13 protein-coding genes are annotated in these 13,276 nt (G+C 47.5%); 7 read left to right on the top strand and 6 right to left on the bottom strand.

Annotated features, from left to right (window positions below):
- Positions 1-24 precede the first annotated feature (24 nt).
- From AAAA73_RS07715 to AAAA73_RS07705, 3 genes are all read left to right on the top strand, one after another.
- Positions 25-810 (top strand): FliA/WhiG family RNA polymerase sigma factor, encoded by a 786-nt coding sequence (locus AAAA73_RS07715; protein ID WP_340597625.1) that lies wholly within the window; start codon positions 25-27, stop codon positions 808-810.
- 227 nt (positions 811-1,037) lie between these two features.
- On the top strand, positions 1,038-1,367 hold the full coding sequence (locus AAAA73_RS07710; protein WP_340597624.1) for a hypothetical protein: 330 nt from the start codon (positions 1,038-1,040) through the stop codon (positions 1,365-1,367).
- Positions 1,368-1,470: 103 nt separating this feature from the next.
- Positions 1,471-1,782 carry a hypothetical protein gene (locus tag AAAA73_RS07705; protein ID WP_340597623.1) on the top strand — a complete coding sequence of 104 codons (312 nt, stop codon included), beginning with the start codon at positions 1,471-1,473 and terminating at the stop codon, positions 1,780-1,782.
- Here the strand turns inward: AAAA73_RS07705 and AAAA73_RS07700 are convergent, their stop codons facing one another.
- Complete coding sequence (locus AAAA73_RS07700) at positions 1,783-2,913, bottom strand: sigma-70 family RNA polymerase sigma factor (protein WP_340597622.1); 1,131 nt, start codon at positions 2,911-2,913, stop codon at positions 1,783-1,785.
- Between the two features lie 28 nt (positions 2,914-2,941).
- Positions 2,942-3,247 (bottom strand): polyhydroxyalkanoic acid system family protein, encoded by a 306-nt coding sequence (locus AAAA73_RS07695; protein ID WP_340597621.1) that lies wholly within the window; start codon positions 3,245-3,247, stop codon positions 2,942-2,944.
- Positions 3,248-3,450: 203 nt separating this feature from the next.
- On the opposite strand from AAAA73_RS07695, the gene aspS reads away from it, so the two are divergent.
- Positions 3,451-5,283, top strand: a complete 1,833-nt coding sequence (gene aspS, locus AAAA73_RS07690) for an aspartate--tRNA ligase (protein ID WP_340597620.1) — start codon at positions 3,451-3,453, stop codon at positions 5,281-5,283.
- Here aspS and AAAA73_RS07685 read toward each other — a convergent pair.
- The gene (locus AAAA73_RS07685; RefSeq protein ID WP_340597619.1) at positions 5,280-5,933 is read right to left on the bottom strand and encodes a DUF4097 family beta strand repeat-containing protein; all 654 of its coding nucleotides are present in this window, start codon (positions 5,931-5,933) and stop codon (positions 5,280-5,282) included. The two genes, aspS and AAAA73_RS07685, sit on opposite strands and share 4 nt — an antisense overlap.
- Positions 5,934-6,007: 74 nt before the next feature.
- On the opposite strand from AAAA73_RS07685, the gene AAAA73_RS07680 reads away from it, so the two are divergent.
- Positions 6,008-6,778, top strand: coding sequence for a DUF1266 domain-containing protein (locus AAAA73_RS07680; protein WP_340597618.1), 771 nt, complete (start codon positions 6,008-6,010; stop codon positions 6,776-6,778).
- 130 nt (positions 6,779-6,908) lie between these two features.
- Complete coding sequence (locus AAAA73_RS07675) at positions 6,909-7,334, top strand: hypothetical protein (protein ID WP_340597617.1); 426 nt, start codon at positions 6,909-6,911, stop codon at positions 7,332-7,334.
- Here AAAA73_RS07675 and AAAA73_RS07670 read toward each other — a convergent pair.
- The 3 genes from AAAA73_RS07670 to AAAA73_RS07660 form a co-directional block, all read right to left on the bottom strand.
- The gene (locus AAAA73_RS07670) at positions 7,240-8,379 is read right to left on the bottom strand and encodes a CpaF family protein (RefSeq protein ID WP_340597616.1); all 1,140 of its coding nucleotides are present in this window, start codon (positions 8,377-8,379) and stop codon (positions 7,240-7,242) included. The two genes, AAAA73_RS07675 and AAAA73_RS07670, sit on opposite strands and share 95 nt — an antisense overlap.
- Complete coding sequence (locus AAAA73_RS07665) at positions 8,369-9,676, bottom strand: pilus assembly protein (protein WP_340597615.1); 1,308 nt, start codon at positions 9,674-9,676, stop codon at positions 8,369-8,371. The genes AAAA73_RS07670 and AAAA73_RS07665 overlap by 11 nt, the downstream gene beginning before the upstream one ends.
- A 76-nt stretch (positions 9,677-9,752) precedes the next feature.
- Positions 9,753-10,862 carry a hybrid sensor histidine kinase/response regulator gene (locus AAAA73_RS07660; RefSeq protein ID WP_340597614.1) on the bottom strand — a complete coding sequence of 370 codons (1,110 nt, stop codon included), beginning with the start codon at positions 10,860-10,862 and terminating at the stop codon, positions 9,753-9,755.
- A 194-nt stretch (positions 10,863-11,056) separates the two neighbouring features.
- Between AAAA73_RS07660 and AAAA73_RS07655 the strand changes: the two genes are divergently transcribed.
- Positions 11,057-13,219 carry a hypothetical protein gene (locus AAAA73_RS07655; protein WP_340597613.1) on the top strand — a complete coding sequence of 721 codons (2,163 nt, stop codon included), beginning with the start codon at positions 11,057-11,059 and terminating at the stop codon, positions 13,217-13,219.
- The last annotated feature ends 57 nt before the right edge of the window (positions 13,220-13,276 follow it).

Raw genomic sequence — 13,276 nt, 5'->3', positions numbered from 1 at the left:
ACATAGACTTCAAGAGGGATAAATATGGGGAAAAATGCGGCTTTGTTGAAGAAGTACAAGGATGAGCCACGTCAGCTCGCGCCGACTAAAAAAGACGACCTTATTAGAGAATACGCTCCACTTATTAAGTTTATCGCTCAGAAGATCGCCGTTAGACTTCCTTCTAACATCGAATTGGATGATTTGGTTTCCGCTGGTGTTATCGGTTTGATGGACGCCATCGAAAAATACGACTCCACACGTGATAATAAATTCAAGACATACGCTGAATTCCGTATTCGCGGTGCCATTCTGGATGAACTTCGTGCCCAAGACTGGGTGCCTCGCTCCATCCGTGACAAGGCAAAACTTTTGGATCGCACCATGGTTCAATTGGAAGCTGACTTGGGCCGTACTGCTACGGACGAGGAAGTTGCCAAAGCACTTAACGTGAACATCGATGAGTTCCATGATCTGGTAAACCAAGTTCGCCCTGTGAGCTTGTTGCCAATCGATCAGGCGACGACATTCAGTAATACAGATAAAAAATCCATCATGGATATCCTGGAAGGCTCCCGCACCAACAGTCCGTTCAATCAATTGAATGTGAAAAACATCAAAGAGGTTGTGGCGACTGCGATTGAGGAACTTCCGGAAAGACAACGCCTGGTTCTTTCGTTGTACTACTACGAAGACCTGAATCTGAAAGAAATCGGTCAGGTTCTAAGAGTCACTGAATCCCGCGTGTCCCAACTTCATGCTCAAGCAGTTACGCGCCTTCGTGCAAAACTGGCAGCCACAATCGGCGCCGGCGAACTAGAAGTAGCCTAATCGTTTTAATAAAAGTTTCTATCACACCTAGAAAAACGCCAGCTAACCCCTGGCGTTTTTTGTTTTCCGATACCCCCAAGGACCGTTGATTCGGGACTTTGGTTTGGGATTGGGTTTGGGGTGTGACGTTGGGCGAGGGTGAGAGTGCCGTGAGAGTGGCAGTTGGCATTGGGTGGGGCTCTGAAGGTTTGGGATGTGGTAGTATAGGGATGTTATAGGAGGTCATTATGCGAACTCCAATGTTGTTTTTAGCAGGTTTGATAATTTCCGCAGCGACACCAGTATACGCCGCGCCTTCTTCGAATATGGATCAAATGATTAACGACTATAGCAACTCTCCGGATGTGGATCGGGCGTTGCGCTCCAAGGGTGTATTCCAAAGACCTGGTGTGTTGCCTTGCCCTGATCAGTCTCAAATGACGAAAATGAATGATCTCGCAAAACTCGAGAATCATAGTAAAGACTGCCATCCTTCTGCAGGAGGGGCTTTGAGAGTTGATCCAGATCGACCTGACGGTGAGGTCCGTGGATCAGAGGTACCGGCACAGTTCCACTAAAGTGGGGGCCTGCATTTTGTTTCTGCAAGGAACTTGGAATATGTCTTGAAACGACTTGAATGTGAGTGAGTGATTTCTGTTGTGCTCCGGTAGTATTAGATTCATGAAGACAGTAATTCAAACAATCACAATCTTAGTAGGCTTTTTCTTAATCTTTCAAGCAACCGCGGCAGAGGCTTCCATGGCGGCTTACCGGGTGAATTGGCGCACAGCCGGTCTTGAGAAACTAAATACGGATGTGGTTTATCATCATGACGTACAACCCGAAGTTGATGTGCAGGAAGTTCAGGTCAGTTGGGTGGAGACAGCTAAAAAGTTGGGCTGTAAATTTAAAAGCCAATTGGCATTGGATGATTTCAAAGGCCAAACTCAAAACAAGGTGAGAGTGGTTGCAAACTTAGAGTGGCAATTTTAATCACTCACTCTCGTCTTCGGATTCTTCCATTTTCGCTTTGATCTTTTTCATAAGACGCGCTTCCATCTGGCGGACGGCCTCGCGGGTGATTCCGTATTTTTCGCCAATTTCCTGTAACGTCAATGGCTCGTCATTCAGAATACGTTCGTCCAAAATGATTTTCTCGCGGTCGGAAAGATCGGGACGGATCTCTTCAATTTTGTTTTTCAGAATTTCAAGTTGTTCCTGGCGGGCCAATTGCTCGTCCAACGGCGCCTGGTTATCGGGACTTTTCTGCAAATCACCCAGGCTGGTTCCGGAATCTTCATCTACCGGTTTATCCAGGCTGACATCACGACCGGTCATGCGCATGGCCATGTCGCGCACTTCATCCTCGGGGATTCCCAGGCGCGAACTGATCAATGCTGTCGTGGGTTCAATGCCCATCGCATCCAAAGCGTTCTTTTCTTTTTGCAGTTGATAGAAAAGCTTTCTTTGATTTTGAGTTGTGCCGATGCGGACCATGGAATACTGGCGCATCAGGTATTCCTGAATATAACCTTTAATCCACCACACAGCATAAGTGATCAGACGGGCGCCTTTGTACGGATTGAACTCACGCACGGCGTGCATCAATCCCACATTGCCTTCCTGAATAAGGTCGATCATTTTTGCGCCGAACTTGGAATACTCAGCGGCCACTTTCACCACGAAGCGTAAGTTGGATTTAACCAGGGCTTGCGCTGCTTCCGGATCCTTGGTTTCAAAATACTTTTTAGCCAGGGCGATTTCTTCCTCTTTGGTCAGAACGCGGTACCGGCGAATTTCGTTCAGGTATATTGCCAGAGGATCTGAGGAAGTTATGGCCTTGGAGTTATCTACACTTGGCAGATTGGACGAGGGCTCCGGCTCCAGAATTTCAACGTTGTCATCTTCATTGGAAGGAACGGCATAGGCTTTGTCGGCTTCGGCATGTTCCAGTGAGGATTCGGCGGATTCATCATCAACGATTTCCGCCACGACTTGTTTGGTTTCGATTTTGTCTTTGGCAGTTTTTTTAGGCGCAGGTTTTTTCGGACTGGCTTCGCTGGAAGCCGCCTTTACCTTTTTTGTGTCTTTCGACGTGGAGGTTTTCGCCTTGGTTTTTGCCATACAACCTTTTTAAACGGAAAGAAAAGAATCAGCCCAAATACTTAGCGAGCTTTCTTTCCAAAGTTTCCTGAACCTTACCTTTGAACGGAGTCAGCATCAACGGCAGATCCACGGTCACTGACACCTTACTGCCATTGCCCGCAGCGGCAACATTCATGTCCGCTTTGAACTGGGAGCCATTCATTTTGCAACTCATCGTTCCATCACTGAAATCGCACTTCAATTTGGGATCGAATTTACGAATATCAAGGTCGTTTGCTAAAAATTCTTTGATTTTCTTATAGGCTTCAGGCGCGGAGTGAGAGGAATCGTGATTAATCGTGAATTTAGGCATACTTCGGTCCTTTCTACGTACAACTTAGAGTTTGAGTATATAGCTGAGGCTCTGGCGTTGGGAAGGGTTATGGCTCCGAGCTTTACTAGGCTTTGGCCGCGATTAAACTGGGCGTTGGGTTTTGACGTTTGATCCGGGAAATGAGAGTATTTTTGAATGCTTGGGCTTTTTCTGGGCATTCTTTCCTTTGATAAGGGTTATCCATGAAATTTGTTAAGGATCTGAAGAGAACTGATTATTGCGGTAAAATGACGGCCGCTAATGTTGGGCAAAAAGTTGTTGTGATGGGTTGGGTCGATGTTCGACGCGATCACGGGAACTTGGTGTTCATTGATTTGCGCGATCGCGAAGGCATCGTTCAAGTTGTTCTGGATCCAAACAAAGCTGAAACAGCTGCTTCAAAAAATCTGCGTGGTGAGTTCGTTGTCGCTGTTGAAGGCGTTGTTCGTGCTCGTCCTGATGGCATGAAGAATACTAAAATCAAAACGGGTGAGGTCGAAATTGAAGCCACACGTTGTGAAATTCTAAATGAGTCCGCAGTTCCGCCATTCCAAGCCGGCGATAACAACGTCAATGAAATGCTTCGTCTGAAGTACCGTTACCTGGATTTGCGTACGGAGCGTTTGCAGTCTCACTTAATCACTCGTCATAAAGTGGCTCAAGTGGTTCGACGTTTCTTGTCTGACAATGGCTTTATTGAAGTGGAAACTCCAATTTTGTATAAATCCACTCCTGAGGGTGCTCGTGACTATTTGGTTCCTTCTCGTGTGAACCAAGGTACGTTCTATGCATTGCCTCAGTCTCCGCAAACTCTGAAACAGCTTTTGATGATTGGCGGTTACGATCGCTATTTCCAAATTGCTCGTTGCTTCCGTGACGAAGACTTGCGTGCGGATCGTCAGCCGGAGTTTTCGCAAATTGATATGGAAATGTCTTTCATCGACCAAGAGGACATCATGGCGATGAATGAAAAAATGCTGCGTATGATCTGGAAAGAGATCAAAGGTATCGACGTGGGGGAAATCCCGCGCATGACATACCAAGATGCGATGGATCGTTATGGTATCGATAAGCCAGATACACGCTTCGGCATGGAGATCAAAGATTTGAAATCCATCGTGACGGGTTCGGGCTTCAAAGTATTCGATGATGCTTTGGCACGTGGAGCGATTGTTCGCGGTATCGCTGTTCCAAAAGGTGGCACATACTCTCGTGGCCAATTCGACAAACTGACTGATATGGCAAAACGTGCAGGTGCTAAAGGCTTGGTATGGATCAAGTCTGAGGCGGACGGCACGTTGACATCTCCAGTATCCAAATTCTTTACTCCAGAAAAACTGGCAGAGATCTTTGCAGCCACGGGCGCACAAAAAGGTGACTGTGCATTGATCGTTGGCGATGAATTCGATATCGCATGTGCAGCTCTTTCCACGTTGCGGTTGCACCTGGGTAAAGAGTTGGGTTTGATTGACGGCAAAGCTTATAAATTCCTATGGGTCGTGGATTTCCCGCTTCTGGAGTACTCTCCGGATGAAAAACGCTGGGTGGCTCGTCACCATCCATTCACATCTCCAAAAGATGAATCCTTTGATGATCTTCTGGGTACCAACGAGGAAGCTTACGGAAAAATCCTGGCAAAAGCTTACGACCTTGTTTGTAACGGTTACGAAATGGGTGGCGGATCCATCCGTATCTATCGTAACGAAATTCAACAGGCGATGTTCCGTCTTTTGGGTATGAGTAAAGAGGAAACTGAACACAAGTTTGGATTCTTCCTTGAGGCCTTGAAGTATGGCACTCCTCCACATGGTGGTATTGCCTGGGGCTTGGATCGTCTGGTGATGTTGCTTTGTGAAACTGACGCTATTCGTGAAGTGATCGCATTCCCTAAAACAGCGAAGGCGACTGACTTGATGGCGGACTGTCCAAGTGAAGTTAAAAATGACCAGCTGGCAGAGGTTGGTGTTCGTCTAAGCGCTCTGGCTGAAAAAGCTATAGAAGAGCGCGCGAAGACTGACAAGAATACTGCTGGTTAGTTGGTGACTGTGATGTTTCCGGAAGTGGTCAGGATTTGAATCTTGGCCACTTGATCCGGGGAGCTTGCCGCCTGGGGATTCATCTGGGCTTGGTTTTCGATCTTGCCGCTTTCTGATTTCAATTCAAATTCAAAGATCTGATTTTTATCAACAAAGAACGTAACGTTGCCGCTATGGGTTTCCAACTGCAACCGGCCTGTGTATTTTTCTGGAAGATATACAGTCGCAGTCAGTTTAGACTCTGTTTGCTCGGTGTATTCCTCGCCATTGATATTCATGTGAAACCAGTGTGCCGAAGCCGGTTCCTGCAACTCGAGCTTAATGTTTTCTGCATCAGTTACCTGGAAAACATAAGGGCCTTTTTCAAAGCGCGGAGCCGAGCCCTCGATGCTGACCTTCATTGTCGATCCATTGTATGTGCGCACGTTGATTGGCATGCGACCACTTTGCAGATGAATGTGTTTAATTCCCTGAAGGAAGTATTCCTCCTGCTCTTTGTAATCTTCATCGCGAACTGCGAAGCTTGTCAGTTTGTTGAAAGCGGTGAAGATAGAGTCGGGATTATAGATCGTGTATCCGATCAAAATAATCATTCCACCAACAAAAATAAAAAAGAGGGCGATCATGCCCTTTAGGATTTTCTTAAGCATGACTTTACGTTTATCACATTGAAAATGACAAAGAAACGTAATTGAATAAGACACAGACAGGAACAGGAGATCCCATGCAAAGAGTTTTGCCGGAAACAACACTAGAAAAAAACATGATGTGCATGGGCGCGGTTTTTATTGAGGAAAACCATCTTTTGGATGATTTGTACGAAATCATTGGCTCGGACTTGGTGGAAGGTCAGGAACTGGCTGAAGACGTCAAAGAGCAGGTTCTTGACGAGGTCGGTGAATATTTCTTTCGGTTGGATATGAACTGGGGCGACGAAATCAAAGCGGACTGCATTGAAATTCTACAGGATTTCTGGGGAGTGAAAAGCCGCGAGGACGCCATCAGAAATCTGGAAGATATTCGTCAGCAGGGCCATCGCGTAAAATTCAATGTCTTGCGTGGTTTGGTGCCTGCCGACGGCAGCCTGAGTGCGCAGAATTTGGAAAAGTTTAAGCAGGTTTTCTCTTTTGATTTCAGCGAGGACAAGCCTGCGCAAATGTCGGATGAGGACTATCAAAAACTTGCAATGTGGATTCAACGAACTTTGAAGTTCTTGGGCGAGCCCGGGATATTGGCTTGGGATGCAGCCCGATTTGTTCATCTGGTGCGCCTGTGCTTTACCGCCGGCTACCTGGATGACAACGAGGCGTGGTCGCAAATTCTAAAGATGGCACCTGTAGCCGATGGTAAGTTTTCCAACTGGATGGAGTTCTCCCAAAGCTTTCTGATTGGCCGTACTTTCTGGTCGGGGAGCGAAGACCCGTTGGTTAAAAAAATATGCGAGCGCTTGTTGGGCCATCCCGCAAGTCCTTGGAATTTCTATCCTCTTGCTTAACAAAACCTGAAGCAGCACCGACATAGGTCCAGATTGCCTTAACGGGTCTCAAGCTGAGACGTCTTATTCCGATACGAAGTATAGGGGAAACCATGGATGGTTTTTCTTAAAAGCACACGGAGGTGTGAGTATGGAAAAGATCAGCGGAATTATTCCAGCAAGTCCACGAATGAAAATGGTGGAAATGGCTGCTGCTCAACCAGCGCGACCGGGAGCACCTGAGATGGGTCGTCCGCAAGGAAAGAATTCCTTGGGGGATCGAATTCAGCTTAGCAAGCAACTGGAAGAGATGCGCCAGACAGGTCAACTGCCGACGCCAGAGGCGCCGATCAGTTATAAAACTCCTGAGATGAGCAAAAAGAAAGTGATCGAAGATCTGAACAAGGCCTTCTTCACGAATCCAAAATCCATTGCTCGCGACAACGCGGAAATGACTCGTTCGGAAGAAGCCTTCCAGAACGTCAGTAAGGCGGAAGAGTTCTTCCCTCAGTCAGGTCCAGCGGCTCAACCAGGAAGCCATGGTCTTCCAGAGAGCAAAGTCGATAAGCCCCTTTAAAAATTCTTTGTCCTGAAGGCTCTCGACCGGCAATCAAAATGCAATCGAGCGAGAGCTGAATCAGCCGACGAATCGCAGTGAGACTCCACTGTGGGGCTCCCATTTGAATCAGCATCTCCAGGCGAATCAATGCCTGGGCGGCGTCCTGCGCGTGCAAGGTTCCAAAGCTTCCCGCATGCCCGGTGGCAAGAGCCATTAAAAAGTCCTTCGCCTCAGCACCACGAACTTCTCCCATAACCAGGCGATCCGGCCTTAAACGCAAAGAGCGCTTTACCAATTGTGTTTGATCAATGCCAGGTAAAATTCCCTGTGGATCCTCCCGGGTCAGCAGTTTCATGCTGGCGCTATTGGGAAGTGCGATCTCTGCAGTGTCTTCGATGACCACCACGCGTTCATTGGGGTTCATTAAATTCAATAGCGAATTCAGTACCGAGGTTTTTCCGGAGCCGGTGGCGCCGATAACCAGGAAGTTCTTTCTTTCGTGAATAAGTTTTTTAAACAGCTCAATATCAGATTCGCGACACCAGGAGTTTTCTTTCAGCTTTTCAAATGTCCATGGATTCTTAGGATGACGTCGCAGCGAAAGATGCGGATGTGATTGAGTTAGTTCCGCACCGATTAAGCTTAAGCGAAAATCACCAAAACTGCTGTCGGCTGAGGGGTGTTCAACCGTCACGAAACACTTTGCTGCCTGGGAAATACGTTCCAGAAAATTGCGAAAGCTGATATCCGACAGAAATGTATCCTGATGTTGATGGAGTGTGCCGGCTTGTTCAAACCAGATGTTGTCGGGGCCATTAACCAGAATTTCACTGATGGATTCATCTTCCATAAGACAGCACAGGGGACCCCACGAATAGTACTCATCGCGAATTCTTTGTCCCAGGCTTTCAACCATGTAAGCGGTTTCTTGCTGGATCAATTGATCCATCTTTTGAGAGCGCAACAGAGATTCCTCGTCGGGAGACAGCAACAGTTCATTCAGTGGAATGTCCTGAATCTTTTTTTGAATTGTAGAAAATGTATTTTTCAAATCAGCGTTCATTTTGAATTCTTCCAATGTGTTGTGGTGAAGAGTCTGTGTTTTCGGCTTCGTTCATGATTGTGGGTCTGACGAAGATAACCAGTTCCGAGCGATCCTCCTTGAAATCCTTGCTGGAGAATAGAGCACCTAATACCGGTAATCTGGATAGCAAGGGCAAGCCACTGGATGAGTTTCCATTTTCATTTTTTATCAACCCGGAAAGAGCAATTGTTTGTGGGCGAGTCAGATCGAAGTGACTGGAAACACGGTTTGTAAGTATACCCGGTACACCGTCGACTTCCTTTCCGAGGTCCAAAGTTGAGATCTCAGTTTCCAGAGACAGACTTATGCGACCTGATGAATCAGCTCGCGGCCGCACTCTCAATAGAATTCCGTAGCGCTTCCAAACGATGTCGTTGATTCGATAGTTCATAATTTTAATGGGAAATTCACCGCCGGCCAGAAACTCTGCTTCATTGCCACTACGACAAATAATGTTGGGGCTGGCTAGAATTTTTCCATAACCTTTCTGTTCGAAAGCTGTTGCCAGGAATTCTGCATCAGAAAGCAGTGTGCCTCCGTTGGCCAATAGGGTGGCTGAGTATCCCGAGGGCCACTTAATTCCAAAACCCAAAGCAGCTGAGTGCTTAACCTCCGCGACCGTAATCTGCACCTTAACGGTCGGTGCAATATCAATGCTGTTTTGATCTTTCACCACTGTGACTCCAAAAGGGCGAAATAGCTTTTCATACTTCTTGATTAAAGCATCACTTCCGGAAGCACGGATTTCCGGCGACGGAATGAAGATCACTGTCTGTGGAGGAATCTTTGCTTTGCTTAAAATGTTGCTGAAGTACTGCTGACTTTCGTTTTGGAGTTCCGGAGAAAGTTCAGCACGCATCTGATAGGATGCGCCGGATTCTTTTAACGACTCGCCCAATCTGATCCAATCCTTCATGCGATACAGGCGACCGGTGACCAAGAGGTCGCCATCGCCAATTTCAACGTTCAAACCCACAAACTTGCCAATGTGTTTTTTCAGATCCTTGTATGCAGCCCGCTTTGCCGGATGCAGAACTTGAATTCGGTAAAGTTTATCATCGATGCGGGCGGTGGTAAGTCCTTCGCTGACTCCTTTTAATTGGAGTCGACTTCCGATCGCTTCGGCTTTGATCAGGGCGCGATCCTGAATCCACACCGAGGAACTTGGATTAATTGGCAGCGAGGTGGATTCACCCAATGAAATTGCGATTTCAGTGGGAGCTGCCAGTGCTTTAAAAACTAAGAACGTTGTAAGAATAAAGGCGAAAGTTTTCATGAGAGCCTGCCAGAGCAAGCTCAGGACGCAGTCCTGGCGGGTTTAAGGCCCGCCGGAACTGCGGATTCCGGACATTTTACGGATTTGCGAGCGGAAGCTCGAAGAACACCGTCACCCCTTGATCCGTATTGTCGAATTGGAGCTGGGAGTTATGGGCCTTAAGAATCGCCTGACAGATCGTCAGTCCAAGTCCCGTACCCGTTGAGTGGTGCATGACATCCTCGTCGATGTAGAACGGCTTCATGATTTTATCAATCACTCGCGCGGAAAGGTGGGGACCTTTGTTCGACACCGCAAAGCGCGCCACTTTTCCGTCGGCGATCACTTTGACTTCGATAGCGCTGTTTTCCTGTCCAAATTTTGCAGCATTGTGAATCAATCGCTGCATGACTTGTTTCACCAGACGTACATCCGCCAAAACTCCGGAAGGGGAGATGTCGCTGGTAACTTTAAGCTGTTTTTGATTCAGAAGATTAACGACTTCCTTCGGGAGCTCATCAAACTCCGAAAAAGCCACATTCCGCACATCGATTTTTAACTGATTGGTTTCGGCGCGCACAATAAGCAGAACATCATCAACCAGGCTCTTTAAACGATCCGCGCTGCGGGAGATGCGATTCACCATAAGCTTGTCTTCATCTGCCAGCGAAGATTCGCTTAGTAATGCCGAGAAGCTTAGAATGGAAGTCAGCGGGGTTTTTAATTCATGATTAATCAAAATCATGAAATTGGATTTCGCCACATCCAGGCTTTTTAGTTCTTCAAGCGCCTTGGCTAGTTCTGAATTGCGGGTTTTCAGCTGTTGTCCCAGCTCGAATCTTTCAACCGCGTGATCCACGGTGTTCGACAAGTCGACCGGGTCCCACGGTTTCGTGAGATAGCGGAAGATCTGACCTTTATTCACAGCAGTTATGATGGACTCCAGATCAGTGTAACCCGTCAAAAGAATACGAATTGTCTCAGGATAGGATTCCAGAGTTTTTTCCAAAAACTCCACGCCGGTCATTTCGGGCATTCGTTGATCGGTGATGATCAAAGCAAGGGGGCCTCGATGTTGGTCGAGAACCTCGAGGGCCTGCTTTCCAGACGTGGCCTTTAGTACAGTATACTTCTTGCGAAAGAGCCGTTCTAAAGCCTCGACATTGTCAATTTCATCGTCAACACAAAGAATTGTGTGCTTGCTCATATGAACGTAGTGTAGGATTTGAAGTGTACGAGTGCAAAGTATTTTCGAGAAGTACTTGAGTTGTCATGGAGGACGACGAGCTTGGTCCAGTTTACTCATATTTTGGTCCGGAGTGATCAGTTTTGAGTCAAGTCTCTGTCTAGTTCTGACGATAAGTGAAACGAATAGTGCTTATTATTTTCAGGAGATCGAGTATGAAATTATGGATTCGCGTTGCAACCCCACTGACGATCGTGTTGGGTTTTGCTGTGAATGCACAGGCTCAATTGTATGGTGTTGGATTAGCAGGCGGTATGCAGGCATGTCCTTATAATTACAGTGCGGGCTCGGCTGCGACATCTGAAGACGATATGGTTTCTGAGATTCAGCAATCCATCGCGCAAATGAAAAAAGACAAAGCAGAGAAAAAGCGTGAGCTGCAAAAGATGGAACGCGACATGAAGTACGCGAAGCGTGACATCGACGACGTGATCTCTGAGGACTATTCTTCGACGCTTTATGAGCATATGGACAACTCTCGTTCATGCAGCGAATACACAGGTTACATGCCAAATGGTCCGATCGTTTCGGCTGACATGGGCGAAGATGAAGATAGCCTGACACAAAATGATGAAGGAAAATCCTCTCCGGGTGCCTTTACTCCGGTAGAATGGAATGGCACTGATGGTGGCGGCAGCTACGTTTGTAACAAAAGCAAACGTGGTGCTATTAACACCAGCGTTTGTTCAAACGCAAAGTATCAAAATAAAGATCGTCGTGTTGGCAGAGTTGAAAAATGTAAGACGTCTATTACGGCTTACGGTAAATCTGTTCAAACAGCAAACAGACTTCGTGATGACATCGAAGCAATCGATCGTTCTATTGAATATGCAAATGATGATTTGAAGGACGCTCGTAAAGACGCTCTTCAAGCAAGACAAGATGCTCAACGTGGTGTTACTGAGGCTGGCGTCTGCGGAAGCGGTGATTGTGCGGCTGCAGGTAATGGCTATCGTTATGAAAAACCTCAAACTGACTGGACAAGTGTTATCGCCAACGTCGGTATGGGTGTTCTTGGCATGTACATGGGTAAACAAGCAAATGAGTACTCTGTAGATGCAGCGGCAAATCTTGGTTACCCGATGAATCCAGCTCCATATTGGATGATGGGTATGCCTTACATGGCAACAGGCCTGACTCAGGCTTTTGCTGGTGGTAGCGGTGTTTATGGAGCACAAATGGGCAGTGGTATCGGTGCCGGTGGTTTTGGTTGTTATGGTCAGAACGGTGGTCCTTACGGTATGTATGGTCCATACGGTGGCGCAAATGGTTCGGGCATGTGGGGTAACCCTTATGCAATGGGTATGATGAATCCATACGCTCAAATGGGTGGTGGTATTTATGCTCCGGGCATGGGTCCTTGGGGTGTAGCTGGTCCGATGGGTATGGGCATGGGTCCATATGCTAACGGTGGTATGAGTTTCGTAAATGGTATTGCCAACGGTTTCATGGGTTCATATCCAGGCGGTATGATGGGTTCCATGATGGGTAATATGATGGGCTCTATGATGGGCGGCATGTACATGGGTAACATGATGGGCACTATGGTCGGTGGCATGGCTTCCGGCGGTATGTACATGGGTTCCATGATGGGCAATATGATGGGCTCAATGATGGGCGGCATGGCTGGTTCCTACATGGGCGGCATGTACATGGGTGGCGGTATGGCTTACCCGGGTGCGATGGTTGGCGGTATTGCCAGCGGTGGCATGTACATGGGTAACATGATGGGCGGAATGGCTGGTTCCTACATGGGCGGCATGTATATGGGTGGCGGTATGGCTTACCCGGGTGCGATGGTCGGCGGTATTGCTGGCGGTGGTATGTACATGGGTGGCATGGCCGGTTCCTACATGGGCGGTATGTATATGGGCGGAATGGGCACATATATGGGAGCGATGTCCAGCGGTTACGCGGGTGATATGGGTATGATGCAAATGCAACAGCAAATGATGCAAATGCAGATGCAGCAATATCAATCTGCGATGGCGCAGCAACAAGCTTACATGCAGTCTCAAGTGCAACGTGAACAGGCTTCTCAAAGTGTTGTTGCAGAGATCATGACCTTGCAGCAAAAACTTTATAGCATCCGATCTGGAGCATTCTCAGGTAGCACAGGTTACATTGGTGGTTCCGGTTCATCTGGCTACTACCCAGTGGGTGCTTACAGCACAACGACTATGCCGGGTGGCGTGATTATGGGTGGCAGCGGCACAGCGACGACACCGATCGGTGGCGGAGTGACGGTTCCAGGTTCAGGTATTCCAGTTCCAACAGGGACGACGGGAACGGGCGTTGGCGTCGGCACAGGTCGCTAATTTAAGAATTAAAAATTATAACTTAAAAAACATAAGGCCCTCTGATAAAACAGAGGG

The organism is Bdellovibrio sp. GT3, assembly GCF_037996765.1.
GTDB lineage: Bacteria > Bdellovibrionota > Bdellovibrionia > Bdellovibrionales > Bdellovibrionaceae > Bdellovibrio.
This window is presented reverse-complemented; position numbering and strand designations above follow the sequence as displayed.